General features: G+C 69.5%; 17 protein-coding genes. 7 read left to right on the forward strand and 10 right to left on the reverse strand.

Annotated elements, in window-relative coordinates:
• Nucleotides 1–16: 16 nt before the first annotated feature.
• The gene (locus QHF84_RS10580) at nt 17–379 is read right to left on the reverse strand and encodes a hypothetical protein (RefSeq protein WP_281313106.1); all 363 of its coding nucleotides are present in this window, start codon (nt 377–379) and stop codon (nt 17–19) included.
• Nucleotides 376–738 (reverse strand): hypothetical protein, encoded by a 363-nt coding sequence (locus QHF84_RS10585; protein WP_281313107.1) that lies wholly within the window; start codon nt 736–738, stop codon nt 376–378. Before QHF84_RS10585 ends, QHF84_RS10580 begins: the two co-directional genes overlap by 4 nt.
• A 127-nt stretch (nt 739–865) precedes the next feature.
• Between QHF84_RS10585 and QHF84_RS10590 the strand changes: the two genes are divergently transcribed.
• Complete coding sequence (locus QHF84_RS10590) at nt 866–1,720, forward strand: hypothetical protein (protein ID WP_281313108.1); 855 nt, start codon at nt 866–868, stop codon at nt 1,718–1,720.
• Here QHF84_RS10590 and QHF84_RS10595 read toward each other — a convergent pair.
• Nucleotides 1,653–4,007, reverse strand: coding sequence for a radical SAM protein (locus tag QHF84_RS10595; protein ID WP_281313109.1), 2,355 nt, complete (start codon nt 4,005–4,007; stop codon nt 1,653–1,655). The genes QHF84_RS10590 and QHF84_RS10595 overlap by 68 nt on opposite strands.
• A 30-nt stretch (nt 4,008–4,037) precedes the next feature.
• Here QHF84_RS10595 and QHF84_RS10600 point away from each other — a divergent pair, with 30 nt between their 5' ends.
• On the forward strand, nt 4,038–4,808 hold the full coding sequence (locus QHF84_RS10600; RefSeq protein ID WP_281313110.1) for a hypothetical protein: 771 nt from the start codon (nt 4,038–4,040) through the stop codon (nt 4,806–4,808).
• 15 nt (nt 4,809–4,823) lie between these two features.
• Here the strand turns inward: QHF84_RS10600 and QHF84_RS10605 are convergent, their stop codons facing one another.
• From QHF84_RS10605 to QHF84_RS10615, 3 genes are read right to left on the reverse strand one after another with little or no spacing between them, the layout of a single operon-like run.
• Nucleotides 4,824–5,438 (reverse strand): DUF4272 domain-containing protein, encoded by a 615-nt coding sequence (locus tag QHF84_RS10605; RefSeq protein WP_281313111.1) that lies wholly within the window; start codon nt 5,436–5,438, stop codon nt 4,824–4,826.
• A gap of 56 nt (nt 5,439–5,494) precedes the next feature.
• Nucleotides 5,495–6,391: a peptide chain release factor N(5)-glutamine methyltransferase gene (gene prmC, locus QHF84_RS10610; protein WP_281313112.1), complete on the reverse strand. Its 897-nt coding sequence runs from the start codon at nt 6,389–6,391 to the stop codon at nt 5,495–5,497.
• Nucleotides 6,388–7,788 (reverse strand): phosphomannomutase/phosphoglucomutase, encoded by a 1,401-nt coding sequence (locus tag QHF84_RS10615; protein WP_281313113.1) that lies wholly within the window; start codon nt 7,786–7,788, stop codon nt 6,388–6,390. The genes prmC and QHF84_RS10615 overlap by 4 nt, the downstream gene beginning before the upstream one ends.
• A 133-nt stretch (nt 7,789–7,921) precedes the next feature.
• On the opposite strand from QHF84_RS10615, the gene QHF84_RS10620 reads away from it, so the two are divergent.
• Together QHF84_RS10620 and QHF84_RS10625 are read left to right on the forward strand one after the other, a co-directional pair.
• On the forward strand, nt 7,922–8,194 hold the full coding sequence (locus tag QHF84_RS10620; RefSeq protein WP_281313114.1) for a hypothetical protein: 273 nt from the start codon (nt 7,922–7,924) through the stop codon (nt 8,192–8,194).
• A 12-nt stretch (nt 8,195–8,206) separates the two neighbouring features.
• A complete protein-coding gene (locus tag QHF84_RS10625; RefSeq protein ID WP_281313115.1) occupies nt 8,207–8,764 on the forward strand; it encodes a phage holin family protein in 558 nt (185 codons plus the stop codon).
• A gap of 8 nt (nt 8,765–8,772) precedes the next feature.
• Here the strand turns inward: QHF84_RS10625 and QHF84_RS10630 are convergent, their stop codons facing one another.
• On the reverse strand, nt 8,773–9,471 hold the full coding sequence (locus tag QHF84_RS10630; protein WP_281313116.1) for a hypothetical protein: 699 nt from the start codon (nt 9,469–9,471) through the stop codon (nt 8,773–8,775).
• 17 nt (nt 9,472–9,488) lie between these two features.
• Entirely contained in the window at nt 9,489–9,794 is a 306-nt protein-coding gene (locus QHF84_RS10635; protein WP_281313117.1) for a hypothetical protein, read from the reverse strand.
• Nucleotides 9,795–9,864: 70 nt separating this feature from the next.
• On the opposite strand from QHF84_RS10635, the gene QHF84_RS10640 reads away from it, so the two are divergent.
• Together QHF84_RS10640 and QHF84_RS10645 are read left to right on the forward strand one after the other, a co-directional pair.
• Entirely contained in the window at nt 9,865–10,899 is a 1,035-nt protein-coding gene (locus QHF84_RS10640) for an ATP-grasp domain-containing protein (RefSeq protein ID WP_281313118.1), read from the forward strand.
• A complete protein-coding gene (locus tag QHF84_RS10645) occupies nt 10,899–13,028 on the forward strand; it encodes a prolyl oligopeptidase family serine peptidase (RefSeq protein ID WP_281313119.1) in 2,130 nt (709 codons plus the stop codon). Before QHF84_RS10640 ends, QHF84_RS10645 begins: the two co-directional genes overlap by 1 nt.
• Here QHF84_RS10645 and QHF84_RS10650 read toward each other — a convergent pair.
• Both QHF84_RS10650 and QHF84_RS10655 read right to left on the reverse strand, forming a co-directional pair.
• Entirely contained in the window at nt 12,935–13,393 is a 459-nt protein-coding gene (locus QHF84_RS10650; RefSeq protein WP_281313120.1) for a hypothetical protein, read from the reverse strand. The two genes, QHF84_RS10645 and QHF84_RS10650, sit on opposite strands and share 94 nt — an antisense overlap.
• Nucleotides 13,378–14,355 carry a prepilin peptidase gene (locus tag QHF84_RS10655; RefSeq protein WP_281313121.1) on the reverse strand — a complete coding sequence of 326 codons (978 nt, stop codon included), beginning with the start codon at nt 14,353–14,355 and terminating at the stop codon, nt 13,378–13,380. Before QHF84_RS10655 ends, QHF84_RS10650 begins: the two co-directional genes overlap by 16 nt.
• A gap of 53 nt (nt 14,356–14,408) precedes the next feature.
• On the opposite strand from QHF84_RS10655, the gene QHF84_RS10660 reads away from it, so the two are divergent.
• Nucleotides 14,409–15,644: an SUMF1/EgtB/PvdO family nonheme iron enzyme gene (locus tag QHF84_RS10660; protein WP_281313122.1), complete on the forward strand. Its 1,236-nt coding sequence runs from the start codon at nt 14,409–14,411 to the stop codon at nt 15,642–15,644.

The raw sequence follows: 15,644 nt of genomic DNA on the forward strand, positions 1-15,644 counted from the left end.
GGCGCGGCCCGAGAGATCAGTAGTGGATGCGCGGCCCCTGCGCCTGGCTCTGCCCGGCCCCCTGCTTCACCGCGTTCGCGAGCAGGAAGATCGACACCGGCAGGAGCACGGCCGCGAGGAGGTTCATCAGCGTCGTGAGGACATGCGAGAGCGTGTACAAGGTCCCGAGCCCCCCGCCTGCGAAGCTCAGGGCGAAGTTCAGGATCCCACGCAGGACCGAGCCGAACGCCATGAGCGCGCCCGAGCCCGCGAGGCAAAACCCCGCGGCGGCATGCGTCTTCTTCACGGTGCCGAGCCCCACGACGACGAGCGCGACGCCGAGCAGCGTGAGCACGCCCGTGTTCGCGAGGCCGAGCAGGCTCGCGCCGATTCCGCTCACCCCGCCCATGCCCCACCGCCCTTCTGCTGCGGCTGCCGCGTCTCGGCGAGCTTGTACGCCCCGAACGCGATCCCGCCGAAGAACACCGTGCCCGTGCCGAGCCAGATCACGCTGCCGAGCGCGCTCCAGAGCATGATCGAGTCGAAGTCGCTCTTCGCCATGAGCATGTCGACGATGAAGTCGAGCCCGAGCCCGACGAGCCGAACGCCGCCCGCGCCCGCGAAGACGAGCCCCGCGTTCTGGTTCACGGGACGCACGAGGACGAGCCCCAGCACGAGCACCGCGATGGCCACGAGGACATGCACCCCGGTGGCCACGCCCCCGAGCAATGACAAAAGACCACGTTCTGCCGGGTTCATCCTTCCTCCCTCGCGCCGCTCGGCGCTCCGTCGACGAACGGGCCCGACATTACACGTGTCCGAGACACACCGCGAGGGAAGAAGGCTCTCGCCCGGACCGGCCCGAATTCATGCTACGACGCGCGCCGTGTCCCTCCCCGCCGGGCTCGCCGTCCTCGCGCTCGCCGTCCTGCTCGGCGGCATCGCCGCGATCTGGCGTGACCACGGGCAGCGCGTCATGCCGGGCCTCGGGACGTTTGCGATGGTCGGCTCGACCGCGATCGCGCTCCTGCACCTCCTGCCCGAGGCGATCGTCGAGGCCGGATGGCTGACGATCGCAGCCGCCGCGGCCGGCTTCCTCGTGCCGTTTTTGATCGAGCGGCTCGTCCCGCAACGCGGCGCGCACGCGGACGACCCCACGCTCCTCATGGGCTACGTCGCGGTGCTCTTGCATCAGGCCGGCGAGGGCACGGCCGTCGCCTCGCTCGCGCGCGCGGGCGAGCTCAAGCCGACGATCATCCTGGCGATCGCGGGGCACACGATTCCGCTCGCGATGGTCGTGGCGATCCAGGCGCTCGAACACGTGCCCGGGCCGAAGAGCAAGTTCATCGCGGCGCTCTCGCTCGCCGGCTGCGCGCTCTCGACGGTGGGCGGCGCGCTCTCGCTCGACCTCGTGGGCGCGGCGCGCATCGCCTCGATCCGGCCGTGGCTCGTCGCAGCGGTGGCGGGGCTCCTCCTGCACGCGCTCTCGCACGCGCCGAAGGCGGGCGAGGAGAGCGCGCGGAGCCGGGTGACCGAGATCGTGGCGGGTCTCGTGGGGCTCTCCATCGCGCTCGTGAGCCTGGAGCACGACGGCTGGGTGCTCTACCTCGGCTGGCCTCTGCGGATCCTCGGCCTCGTGGTGCTCGTCGCGGTGGTGGTCGCGAAGGGGCTCTTCAGTGGCGCGCGAACGGTCGCGGAACATCCGCTGCAATCGGACGGACGAGATCCTCGGGCTGGATGAGCCACGTCGGCTCGGGGACGTCTTCGAGCTCGTAAAAGCCGCCGCAAAAGACCTCGTGCGGGCACGTCTCGCAGACGGGCTTTTTCACGCGCCGCTCGCGCAGGTACTCGAAGAGGTTCACCTCCTCGTTGTTCACGAAGAGCATGTGCCGCTCGAGCTTGAGCATGTCGCCGAGGAGGAACTCTTCGTAGCCGGGCATGAAGCAGAAGGGCAGGTTGATGACCTGGATCTTCATGCGATCGCGGAAGTCGTCGATGACGCGTTTCGTCTCCCGCGCCGCAGCGTCCGTGTCCGGACAGACCGAACTCGTGGCGCGGCCGAAGGGCGTGAGGAACTGGATGTTGAACCAGCGCAGGCCGAGATCGAAGACGAGCGCCGCGACGTCGTGGAGCTTCTTGTGGTTCGACTTCGTGAGCGTGATGTTCGCGCCGAGCTCGACGCCGGGCGGCGCGAGCCGGACGAAGTTTTTCACGCCCGCGATCGTTTGATCGAAGGCCTCGGCGACGCCCACGTTCTGCGCGTGCGTCTGCGCGTCGGGGCCGTGGATGCTCGTGAGGATCGAGGTGACGCCGGAGTGGACGAGCTTCTGCGCGAACTCGTCGTAGCTCGACATGCGCGCGTTCGTGGTGACGTTGACGCGCTCGTAGCCGATGCGGCGGGCGAACTGCACGAGGCGGACGAGGTTCGGGTTCAACGTGGGCTCGCCGCCGTCGAAGTCGAGCAGCGTGACGCCGAGCTTTCGGTACTTCACGAGCAGCTCACGTTGCCGATCGAGGTCGCCGTCGAACTGCGTGCGCGTGCCCGTCGCGCAGAACGTGCAGCGGTTGTTGCACTTGTAGGTGACGTTCATGATCACCTTCTTCGGGCCCTGCGAGGCCCGGATGCGCTCGTCGAACGTCCACTTGAAGCGGCGGAGGTCCTCCGCGGTGAAGGCGTCGGTCTCGATCGTCGGCGCTTGCTGGAAGCGCGGTCCCCAGTCGTTCACGACGGGCAGCGCGCGGCCCTTCTTCTTGGCCTCGGCGCCGAGGCGCGTGCCGGGCAGGGGCGTGGCGAACTGCATGCTCGGGAACGCGCCGGTCTGCTCGAAGAGGTCGAGCGCGAAGGCGAGCGTGCCGTTGATGTCGCGCTTCGTCTCGCCGGGCAAACCGATCATGAAGTGCACGAGCATCGGGAGCGCCGCCTCGTGCGCGAGCTTCGCCGCTTCCTGGATGGCGTGAAGGTCGAGCTGCTTGTCCACGACCTCATCGACGACGCGCTGCACGCCGCTCTCGGCGCTCACGCTGAGCGTGGTCATCCGGCCCTTCATGGCCTCGACGTGGCGCGGAAGGACGTAGTCGGCGCGTACGCCGTTCGGGATCTCGAAGCGCAGATCGTGCTTTTCGAGGAGCTCGAGCACGGCGTCGAAATGCCGCTCGTTCACGTTCACGAGCTCGTCGAGCAGGTGCACGCGACGCACCCCGCGCGCGGCGAGGTCGCCGAGGAGGCGATCGAGGTAGGCCGGGCCGTAGCGGCGCTGGGTCTTGGGCCGGACGAGCTCGCCGTCCTTGCGGGCCGTGGGGTTCGAGGAGCAGTGCACGCAGCGGTAGGGGCAGCCGCGGCTCGTGAGGATCGGCGCGCTCCGGCCGTCGATCGGGAAGGCCCAGTGAGGCCGGCCGAGGCCGCGGATCGTGGCCTCGTGGAAGGCGAAGTAGGCGGGCAGATCGACGAGGTCCCACGCGGGCAAGGGCAGGTCGTCGAGGTGCGGCGGGTCCTCGGGGACGAGCGCGAACGGCGCTTCGGGCCGGCCTCGTCGTACGAGATCGGAAAAAACCCGTGCGAGCACGCCTTCGGCCTCGTAGCGGATCAAGGCGGAGACCTCGGGGTAGGCGGCGAGGATCTCGCTCGACGGGACGTCGACGACGTGCTGGCCGCTCTGGTAGAGGTCTGCCAAGACAAGAGGACGATCCGGACGATGCGCGGCGAGACCAGCGAGGAGCTTCCCAAGCAGATCGTCGCGCGAGGGCGGCCTGTGAAACGGCGTGTACGCGACGAGGACGGCGTCGCTCTCGTCGGAGACACGCGCGAGGACCGCATCGAGCGACGCGCCGAGCCGAACGTGGCCCGGGTCGTCGTCGTGGCTCGCGAGCGTCGCGCCCTCCATCGCGAGCGCGTCGACGAGGTCGACCTCGAAGCCCGACGCACGCAAGACCGCGGCGGCCTGGAGGGCGCCGAGGTCGGCGAAGTACGGGTAGTCGATGAAGTCGCGCGAGACGCGGATCGGAGGGAAGACGATCGCGATGCGGGACATCGGCCGTATCGTATAAGGGAAGGGCTCCGCATGGCGAAGGTTGTTTCCCCGAAAAAAGTGGCCGCTCTGTCCATCGCCCTCACCGCGGCGATCACGTCGTGGACCTCGCCTTCGAGCGCGCAGCAAGGCCCACGCGGCGGCCGGAGCTCGACGGAGGCCGAGGCCGAGGCGAAGAAGGAAGAGGCCGGCATACGGACGCTCGGGACGAGTGGCCTCGAAGATCCGAACGACCCGACGATGCGCGTGGTGACGCCGGAGCGGCGAAGCAGTTTTACGTTTGGTCTCGCGATCGGCGCGTCGCTCGGCAGCGCGGCGGGGTTCCCGAACGACCCGACGAAGATCGGCCTGCTCCGGTACTACACGGACACGGGGATCGGCGCGGGCTTCGGCGCGCGCGCGTGGGTGGGCGTGGCGCTCCGGGATTTCTTGTCGTTCGGCCTGACGTTCGGGTCACTCGGGATCGACGCGGGCGACAAGGTGATGTTCAGCGGGATGGTCGGGTTTCACACGGAAATTTATCCGCTCTACACGCTCGGCGGGCCGCTGCGCGACCTCGGGCTGATGGTGGAGACGGGCGTGGGGACGGCGATCGTGACGCCGGCCGACGACCAGGAGACGCTGCTCGTCGACGGAGGTCTGACCTCGGCGCTCGGGCTCGGGGTGTTTTACGAGGGGCTCCGGCTCGGATCGAAGGTCGGAATGGGGCCGTATCTCGCGTACGATTACATGTACGGGAACTCGATCCGCGGCGGTGCGTTCGTGCTCGGATGGCGGACGGCGCTTTATCCGCGGCAGAAGTGAAGCGCGCCGGCGGACTCAAACCCCGACGAACACCTCGTCCCACTCCTCTTCGCCGAGCAGCCATTCGAGCGCCTTCCTCCGCTCCAGAATGACGTTCGGCTGGATCTTGCCGGGCAAGCTCATTCGCTTGCGCGCGGCGATCTCGATCCCGCGGTGCAAGCAGCGGGCGAGGTCGCAGGCGGAGAGGACTTCTTCGTGGCGGCGCATCCGGCAGCGCTTGCGCAAGGCGCGCACGTCGCGGGCATCGTCGAGCTCGCCGAAGATCATGGCGAGCTCGGGGCCGCAGATGCGCGAATAATCGAGGGCCCGGAAGAGCGAGCTCGCCCAGCCGAGCGCCCAAAGCGCCTCCATGCGCTCGAGCAGGCCCGCGGGTACCTCCTCGGCGCGACCTTCGAGCACGCGCGCCTCCGAGGGCGAGAGCGCGCCCGTGACGCCGATCTCGGAGACCCAATCGGAGGCGATCTCGGGCGGCATGCCGGAGGCGCACGCGATCACCGCGTCGAGCGCGAGCATGCGGTCGACAACCTCGTCCTTGTCCCGTAAAACCCCGCGGTCCGTGATCAGCGGCAAGCTGACGTCGACCGGGTAGCCGAGCCGCCGCGCCATGAACAGCGAGCGCTGGCGAATCATGCGCAGCGCCTCTCCATCCAACGGCGAATCCCCCGGCGCGCGGCCCCCGGGCGCCCTCATGGTTTGCCTTTCCAAACGCCGGAGACGATCCGATCGTGCCCGCCGAGGTCTTTCTGGATCTCGATATCGGTAAAACCCGCCGCGGCAAAAAGCGCGCTCACGTCCTCGGCCTGGCCGGACATCACCTCGACCGCGAGCACGCCGCCCGGGGCGAGGTAACGCGGCGCCTCCGCAGCGATGCGCCGGAGGAGCACGAGCCCGTCCGTCCCGCCCGAGAGCGCGAGGTGCGGCTCGAAGCCGCGGATGTCCACCGCGAGCGTGTCGATCTCGGCCTCCGGGATGTAGGGCGGGTTCGCCGTGATGAGGTCGAACACGGCGCCGCGACCTTCGAGCGCGGAGAAGAGGTCCGAGACGCCGATCGCGCAGTTCGTGGCGCCGAGGCGCACGACGTTTTCGCGCGCGACCACGGCCGCGTCGGGCGAGAGGTCGAGGCCGAGGACACACGTGGTCGGTCGTTCACGCGCGAGCGAGATCGCGACGCAGCCGGAGCCCGTGCAGAGGTCGAGGACACGCGCCGAGAGGTCGAGGTGCCGCGTGCGCGCGAGCGCGACCTCGACGAGCGTCTCGGTGTCGGGGCGCGGGATGAGGACACGTCGATCGACACGGAAAGGCCTGCCGTAAAACTCGCGCACGCCGAGCAGGTACGCGATCGGCTCGCCGGCGCGACGGCGCTGGTAGAGCTCGCGGTACTTGCCGAGCTCGGCCTTGTCGAGCGGGCGCTCGGCGTCGACGATGAGCTTGATCCGGTCGGTGCGGAGGACGTGGCAGAGCAAAAGCTCGGCATCGAGGCGCGCCGAGGAAAACCCTCGCTTCTTGAGGTCGTCGACCGCCCACGCGAGCACGCGACGGATCGTCCACGTCTCGCCCGGCGCCTCGCCGCGCGTCGCCGTCACGGGTGGCCGCCTGCCTCGGTCGCGCGGCGGATCGCGTCCGCGACCACGCCCTCGACCTCACGCCGGATCTCGTCGCGCCGCTCGGGCGTCGGCGCCTCGAAGCGAAGCACGAGCACGGGCTGCGTGTTCGACGCGCGGCAAAGGCCCCAGGCGCCCTCGCCGAAATCGAAGCGCCCGCCGTCGATGTCGAGCACGGGCCGCTTGCCGCGGTAGTGCGCGACGACGGCGGCGACGACGTCGAACTTCACCACGTCGGGGCAATCGACGCGGATCTCCGGCGTGGCGAAGGTCTGTGGCACGTCGGCGAGCAGCTCGCGCAGCGTCTTGCCCTCGGACGCGACGATCTCGACGAGGCGCACCGTGGCGTAGATCGCGTCGTCGAAGCCCGGCCAGCGGTCCGCGAAGAACATGTGGCCGCTCATCTCGCCCGCGAGGAGCGCGTGTTCTTCCTTCATCTTCGTCTTGATCAACGAGTGCCCCGTCTTCCACACGATCGGCCGGCCGCCGTGCTTCGTGATGTCGGCATAGAGCGTCTCGGAGCACTTCACCTCGCCGAGGATGGTGGCGCCGGGATGTTCGCGGAGCAGGGCGCGGGCGTAGAGCAGGAGCAGTTTGTCCCCCCAGACCACCTCGCCCGTCTCGTCGATCGCGCCGATGCGATCGCCGTCGCCGTCCCACGCGACGCCGAGCGTGGCGCCCGTGGCGAGCACGCGCTCGCGCAGCGCGGCGAGGTTCGCAGGGACCGTGGGGTCGGGGTGATGGTTCGGGAAGCGTCCGTCGATGTCGCAGTAGAGCGCCTCCGGCGAGAGCCCGAGGGCAGAGAGCGTCGCGACGCCGAGCGGACCGGCCGCGCCGTTGCCCGCGTCGACGACGAAACGAACGTCGGTGCGGGCGAGGCGGCTCGATCGGCGGACGGACGCGATGTACGCATCCTGGACGCTGGTCTCCGTGCGCTTGCCGCGCGCGGCGGGCGGATCGGCGAGCGCGGCTTCTTGCTCGATGAGGTCGGCGAGCGCCTGGATGTCCTTGCCGTAGAACGAGCCCTTGCCGCGCATCATCTTGAAGCCGTTGTCGGGCGCGGGGTTGTGGCTCGCGGTGATCATCACCGCGCCGTGCGTCTCGAGGTGATGCGCGGCGAAGTAGAGCATCGGCGTCGGTCCCACGCCGACGTAGATCACGTCCGCACCGCCCGCGAGCAGGCCCTCGGTGAGCGCCGCGAAGAGGCGATCGCTCGACAGGCGGCCGTCCCGCGCGACGGCGACGCGTGGCGTGCCCGCGTCTTTGCGAAGGACGAACGCGAAGGCGCGGCCGAGCTCGCGGGCGAGGTCGCCTTCCAGGTCGCGATCGGCGACGCCGCGGATGTCGTACTCGCGGAAGATGTGGCGCGGGATCTTCATGAGGATGCCTACTCGCCGGCCGATTTGGCACGTCGGGCGAAGGAACGAAACCCCAAAGTAGCGTGTGGCCGGGGCCGCTCGCTGCGCACAGGCGCCGCATGTGTGGGGAACGCGGATTGCACGTTCGCCGGGCGTGAACCGTCTCAGCGACCAGGATCTGAGGGCGTCGGGCACGACGATGGTGCCCGTGGATGAACAGCGGCGAGCGCTCGAGCACAGGCTGGAGCTGGCGAAGGAGCGCCTCGTCGCGGATCTCAGTCGTGTCTCCTCGATGCTGAAATCGAGCGCCGGCTCGATGCGCAAGAACATCGTGCGCGCCGCGGTCGCGATCGGAGGGCTCTTGCTCCTCGGGATCGTGTCGGCCGTGGTGCGTCGGCGTCGGCGCCTCGCGTGGCGCTCGCTGTGAAGGGAGCGAGCGATGAAGCAGGATCGACCATCAAACGGGAACGGGCACGCGCTCGTGCGCGGCTCGGCCAGGTTGCCGCCCGGCATCACGGAGCGTGAGCTGCCGCCGATCGCGCGGCCGCCGGCCGGCGTGGGAATGTCGACCGGTGAGGCGATCGCCGCGGTCGCGCGGGACACGATCGACGTGGCGACGGAGCTCGTGCGCGACGGCATCGCGCTCGGCAAACTCGAAGCGCAGCGCGCCGTGAGCGAGGCGGTGCCGCGCGTGGTGTGGGGCCTCGTGGCCTTCGCCTGCGGGGCCGCGGCCGTCGTGGTGGCGATCATCGCGGTGATGATCGGGCTCGGAGCGATCATCCCCTCGGTGGCGGGCAGGCTCGCGATCCTCGCGGGTGTGCTGTTCGTGGTCGCCTTCTTCGGCGCGGTGCGCGCGATGCGCTCGGGGCGGGCGAGCCTGAGCATGCCGATCAGCGCGACGGAAGCGGCGGTCGAGGAAGGCGTCCACAAGGCGGAGCTGCCGGGCGTGACGCTCCCGGGCGAGCCGGGCCGATCGCGGCCGATGGTGGGGCCGTAACGCGGGGCCTAGTCGAGGTCGTTGTAGCCGACCGGCGGCTCGGCGAGTTTTGCGACCTTCGCAGCGCCGCGAAACACGTAGTCCGAGTAGCTGTACGGCCCGTCGGACCAAACAAAAAAGTCCTCTCGAAGCTCGCCGCCCGGGGCGCCGTCGAGGAGCTCCGGCGCGGCGAGGATCGGGCCTTCCTGGAAGACGGGCGCGGAGGCATCGACCTCCTCGCCCGCTTCTTCCATCGCTTCGAGCGCGCCGCGATGTCGATCGGCGTCGAGCTCGTCGACGGGGAAGAGCTCCCAGTCGAGCAGGATGAGCTCGGGGTGCGGGGGTTCGTCCGCGGAGGCCTCGAAGGGCGCGTGCGTCGCGGGAGGCAGGCCCGTCTCGGCGAGCGCTGCGCGAAGGGCTTTTTTGTAGCGCTCGGCGGCCTCGCCCGGCGTCCAGAAGGCGCGGAAGACGGCGCAGACATCGTCGGCGGTGGCCGGTCGCCAGAGCGAGGGATCACGCGATGCGATCTCGAGGCCCTTCTCGCGGCTCTGCCGGGCGGCGAAGGCCTGCGCGTGCGGGGCGAAGGCGGGGAGATCGGCGAGGGCGCGATCGACGGTCCAGTGGATGCGATGATCGACCTCGCGGACGTAGCGGTGTTTGCCGAGAGCGCGGAGGAGGCGCTCGATGTCTTCGACGGTGCGCGCGGAGAAGGACCAGGCGAGCATCATGGGAGGGAGCCTCTGCTTCAGTCGTTGCAGGAGGTACGCGCGCCGATCTTGGTCGCGCCGACGTCGACGGTGCAGCGCGTGACGCACGCGTCGAGCATGGGGGACTTCGTGTCGACGCACATGCGCTGACAGGCGTCGCGGAGCGCGGCCTTCATGACCGGACCCTTCTCGCCCTCGCCGCGGGCCGTCCCCTTGAACGTGCCCGTGCCGGCGGTGATCTCGGTCGTGCACTCGACGCTGCGGTTGCAGCCGGCGAGGAGCGAGAGGACGAGCGGGAGCGCGAGGACGAGGCGTGGGTTGGTCGCGAAGGCCTTCCGGTTCACGGCGCGGAACATAGCGCAGGATGCGGACGAGCAGGAGCGAGGCGCGCGATGATATGAGTGCGGGTACTTCATGGACCTCGCCCTCTGCATCTCGCTCACCCCGAAAGACACCTCGCACCTCGGAGACGAGGACCTGGCCGAGCTCGACAGCCCGGAGCTCGAGGCCGCGGTCGTCCGGGCGCTCGAACGCCTCGGCACCGTGCGCGTGTGGGATACGACGACCCTCTCGCCGCAGGAGATCGCCGCGCAGCGCCGCCCCGATTTGATCTTCAACCTGGCCGAGGGCATCTATGGCACCGGCCGGGAAGCCCAGGCCCCTGCCCTCTTCGAATGGTTGCAATGGCCGTACGTGGGCAGCGATCCGGTGACGCTGGGGATCACGCACGACAAATGGTACACGAAATGCATTCTCGATCGCGCGGGCATTCCCACGCCCCGCGCCGAGGTGATCCATCGCCCGCTCGAACGGCCGCTCGGGCTCGTTTTCCCGGTGATCGCGAAGCCGGTGGCGGAAGGCGCGGGCAAAGGGATTTACGATGCCAACGTGGTCGACGACGACACGGCGCTCGCGGCCATCGTGCGCAGCTACCTCGATCGATATCGCCAGCCGCTGCTCGTCGAGGAATTTTTACCGGGTCGGGAGTTCACGGCGGCGGTGATCGGCAATCGGGGCTCGTTCGAGGTGTTGCCGCTCGTGGAGATCGATTTCACGGAGATTCCCGGGAGCCCGCGGCGCGTGTATGGGTACGACGCCAAGTTCACGTGGCACAGCACGAAGCACATGCTCTGCCCGGCGAACGTCGACGACGGGCTCCGGCGTGACCTCGCGTCCCTGGCAATCCGCACGTGCGAGGTGCTCGGGATCCGCGATTGGGCGCGGGTGGATCTGCGCCTCGACGGCGCGGGAAAACCGTACGTGCTGGAGGTGAACCCGCTGCCGGGGATTTACCCGGAGCTCGATTACATTTCGTGCTTCACGAAGTCGGCGTATGCCGCGGGGATGACGTTCGAGGGACTGGTCGAGCGGCTCGTGCGGACGGCGCTCGATCGATATCGAGCACCGTGGTTCTTGCCGCACAAGGTGGCGCGGGGGCACGAAGGCTGATGCCGGCTCGGTTTTCGTTTCCCCCGGCGCGACGCGATCCTGGGAGCGGCTTCACGCTGCACGGCAGGCGCTTCGACGATCCGTACGCGTGGCTCGAACGGCTCGACGACGCGGAGGCCCAAGGCTTCCTCGCCGCGCAAGAGGTCGTCACGCGCGGCGTGCTCGACGTGGTGCCAGGGCGCGACTGGCTCCGGGACGCGGTCGCTCGTTCTACGCGGTATACGCGGCTCTCGCCGCCGATTCGTACGGGCACGAACGGTCGTGCGTTTCTCTGGCAAGCGGACGCGAGCGACGAGAAGCTCAAGCTCATGATGCGGCGTGAGAAGGGCGCGCCGCTCGAAACGGTGATCGACCCGAATGCATGGCCGAGCGACGAGGCGCTGGTCTTCGCCGTGCCCTCGCCGGACGGCGCACGGGTCGCGTTCGGGAAGGCCGTGGGCAGCACGCACGAGGCGGTGATTCACGTGCTCGACGTCGAGACGGGACACGTGCTGCCCGATCGACCTCGCGGGACGGGCCACGCGTCGCTGGCCTGGCGTCCCGATGGATCCGGGTTCTTCTATGCGGCATGCCCCGAGCCGGGCGAGGTGCCCGCGGGGGACGAGGCGCACTGGAACGCCATTTACGAGCACCGGATCGGCTCGGGGACGCCGGCCCGCCGGGTCTTCGGGGACGATCAAAACAAGGAGTATTGGTGCGCCGTCAAGGTCAGCGCGTGCGGCCGCTTCGCCGTGCTTTTCAAATGGGATTACGTGCACGCGAACGTGGTCTACCTGCTGCGGCTCGCCGACGACGCGCTCTTGCCGGTGGCGCCCGCCATGCGATCCCTCAACCAGGTGCAGGTGATCGGCGATTCGCTGCTCATTCACACCGATCTCGACGCGCCGCGCGGCCGTGCCTGCATCGCGTCGCTCGCAGCGCCGACGGAGTGGCGGACGATCATTGCCGAAAATGAGGACACGCTGCAAAGCGTCGCGGGTGTCGGCGGACGGCTTTACGCGGTCTATGGCCATGCGGCCTCCCATCGCGTCCGCATTCACGCCGAGGACGGCGCCTACCTCCGCAATCTCGTGTTGCCGGCGCTCGGCTCGGTCAATCGGAACGACGGGGAAGGCATCGTCAGCGGCGTCGGCGGCGCGTGGGAGGGCGACGAGGTGTGGGTTCACTTCGAGTCGTACGTGCAGCCGCCGTCCCATTATCGGTACGATTACGCGTCGGACCGCCTGACGCCGTACCACGTGCCCGACGTCGGGCTCGACCCCTCCGCGTACGTGACAAACCAGGTCTGGTACACGTCGCCCGACGGCACGCGGGTCTCGATGTTCATCGTCCATCACAAGGATCTGCCCCGCGATGGGCGTATGCCCGTGCGGCTGAGCGGCTACGGTGGATTCAACATCTCGCTTCAGCCGCGCTTTTCGGCCGTCACCGCCGCATGGCTGAAGCTCGGCGGCGTGCTCGCGTTCGCCAACGTGCGAGGCGGCGGCGAATACGGCCGCGCCTGGCACGAGGCCGCGATCAAGACACGGCGGCAAAACGCATTCGACGATTACATCGCCGCGGCGCGTTTCCTCGTCTCCGCAGGCTACACGACGCCTTCGAGGCTCGCCTCGCGCGGCAACAGCAACGGCGGCCTGCTCGTCGCCGTCACCGCCATGCAAGCCCCCGAGGCTTTCGGCGCAGTGTTCTGCCGCGCGCCGACCCTCGACATGCTGCAATTCCCCAAGTTCGGGTTCATGAGCTCGGCGACCGTCGAATACGGCTCGCCCGACGATCCCGTCGAGGGCGCTTACCTCGCCGGGTATTCGCCGTACCACAACATCCGCGCCGATCGACGCTATCCGGCGATCACGTTCGTCTCGGCGCTCAACGACCGGATCGCGCCGCCGTACGATCCCTTGAAAATGGTCGCCCGGCTCCAGGCCGAAAACACGCTCGGCGGGCCCTATTTGCTGCTACCGCTCCGGGGCTCGGGGCACGGCGGCGGCACCACGCTGACGGCGCTCATCGAACAAGACGTCGACGAGCTTTGCTTTTATTGCTGGGCGCTCGACGTCGCGCCGCCCGCCGCGGGCGCGGCAGACGCTGCGGGCGCAGGGGGCGCCGCAGACGCAGACGCAGCGGGTTGACCCGGCGTCGGCTCGCCGATCGGCGCGCCGCTGCCCTTCGTCCGCCACCCGCCCTGGAAAAACCCGAGCGATCCATCCGATTGCCGCACCGTCACCGGCGGCGCCCAGTAGCTGTTCGGCGGCGGGACCTCCCAGCGTCCACGCCGCCACACCCAGCGCCGTCGCTCCCACGTCCACTCGCCGTCGATCCAGACCTCTCGTTTGCTCGGCCGCGCCGGCACGATCTCCACACGCGCCGCCGGCGGCGGGTACGGCACGAGCACCGGCGCCTCGCGCACGTGCGGGCCGATCTCGGGCAGCGGGATCGGCGAGCCGCCGCAGCCCCAAAGCCCGAGGAGCACGATGAAGATCAGCCCCCGGCCCATCCGAAAAACGCCTCGACGGCCGCGCGGCCGAAGAAAAGGAACTCCAGCGTCGCGAGCGCCAGAAACGGCCCGAACGCGACACGCGCCTGCCCGAGCCCCTCGCCCGCCTCCTCCGCGAGCGGATCCTCGGCGAGCTCTTTTTCCGCCTCCGCCCGCTCTTCCGGCGTCATCGCCGCGAGCTCCTTGCGGATCTCCTCGCGCTCGAGCCGCACCGCCTCCGGCTCCTCGATCTTGCCACGCGCCGCGAGCACGCCGATCGCCGCGAGCGTGCCTTGCACCGCGCCCGCGCAGAGCACCACGAGCGCGCCTCCCCAGCCGAACCACGCGCCCGCCAGCATGAGGAGCTTCGCGTCGCCGAGCCCCATGCCCACGCCGCCGCGCAAACGCGGGTAGATCACGATGAACGGCAGCCACACCACGGCAAACCCCACGGCCGCGCCGATCAGCGAGTCCACGAACGAGAGGTCGCGCAGCGACGCCGTCGCGAGGCCGAGCACCGCGCCGCCGATCGTGATCTCGTCGGGCAAGATCATGTGCTCGAGGTCGATGAACGCCGCAGCCACGAGGCCAAGCGCGAGCGCGAGGTCGGCGATGTAGATGGCCCCGGCGCGCGCGAGCGAGGTCGTGGGATCGAGCGGCGCGAGGATCACGTGCACGATCGCCACCGAGAGCAGTCCGCCGATCGCCTCGACGAGCGGGTAGCGCGGCGAGACCTTCACGCCGCAGCAGCGCGCCTTGCCGCGGAGAAACAGCCATCCGAAGACGGGGATGTTGTCCCAGGGGCGGATCGGCGTCTCGCACGCGGGGCAACGCGAGGCGGGGCGGACGACGCTCATCCCGCGGGGAACGCGGTAAATCACGACGTTCAGGAAGCTGCCCCAGAGCAGGCCGAAGACCAGCGCGAAGCCGTAGAGGAACGTGAGAGGCAGGTCGCCGAGCATCAGCACGAGAGCCCGGAGCATAGCGCGAGGCTTTGCCGTGGCGCGCCGTGTCTGGCATAAACCGCCGTCCCCGCATGAAAATCCCGGGAAACGAGACCTCCGTCGCGCTCCTCTGCGCCCTCGCCGCGCTCGTGGGTTGCACCTCGGGCGGAGGCGGCTCCTCCAAGGACGGCGCGGACGGCGGGCCGGCCGTCGTGCTCGCGCCGAAGGGCAAGGTGCTCGAAGCCGCCGAGAACCAGAAAGACCCGGACGCAGGCGCCTCGAAGGCCGAGGCCGCGAAGAGCGAACGCGTGGACATCCCCGACGGCACGCTCGTCGCCGGCTCGACCCCGGGCGACAAGGGCCGCGACCCCGTGCTCGAGCCGGCCGAGCTCGAGGTGAAGCTCGGCTCCTACGCGATCGATCGTTACCTCTACCCGAACGACCCGACGAAGCCGCCGCTCACGGGCGTGTCGCGGGCGAAGGCGGCCGAGCTCTGCGAGCAGGCGGGCGGGCGTCTCTGCACGGAGCTCGAATGGGAGCGCGCCTGCAAGGGGCCCGAGGGGACGGCGTTCGCGGGCAGCGCCGCGTGGGATGCGAAATGCGCGAAGGAGCCGGCCTCGTGCGCGTCGGGCTTCGGCGTGCTCGGCATGGGCGCGGCGTATCGCGAATGGACGGCGAGCGAGGTCTTGCCGATCGAGGACATGCAGCCACGCGCGGCGGCGGTGCGCGGGGCGCGCGGGAGCGCCGTCGCGCCGGATCATCGGTGCGCGCATCGGACGGCGATCGACCCGGGCGCGAGCGCGGAGGACCTCGGCTTCCGGTGCTGTCGCGGCGCGCCGAACGCGGCCACGATCCCGTCGCCGCAATGGGAGCAGACCTACCGGCGGGTGGAGCTGCCGGCGAAGGAGCTCGCGGAGATGCTCGCCTCGGTGCCGGCGCTCTCCACGCTCGACCGGGAAATCACCTATTTCAAGGAGCCGGACGACGTGAACGTGGTGCTCGCGCGGGGCGACGCGGGCGCGCCGCCGCCAAACACGGTGCTCACGACGTCGCCCTTGCTCTGGAACCCGGTGCCCGGCGAGCAGATCGTGGTGCTCGCGGGCCGCGCCGCGAAAGATTCGTTCGTCGTCGCGTTTTATCGTTTGCCGGGGGATCGATACCGCATCGCCTCGACGCTCGTGCTGAAGGACGAAAAAGGGCCGATCGCGCTCGGCTTCAACGGCTACGTGCGCAAACGTTTGTTCTGGGCGACCTGCTGGGATTGTCGGGGTGAATCGGGGAACGTGACCTACCGCGACGACGGGCGTGTCGTGATCACGCAGAAGTGA

The organism is Polyangium sp. y55x31 (genome assembly GCF_029946505.1).
GTDB lineage: Bacteria > Myxococcota_A > Polyangia > Polyangiales > Polyangiaceae > Polyangium.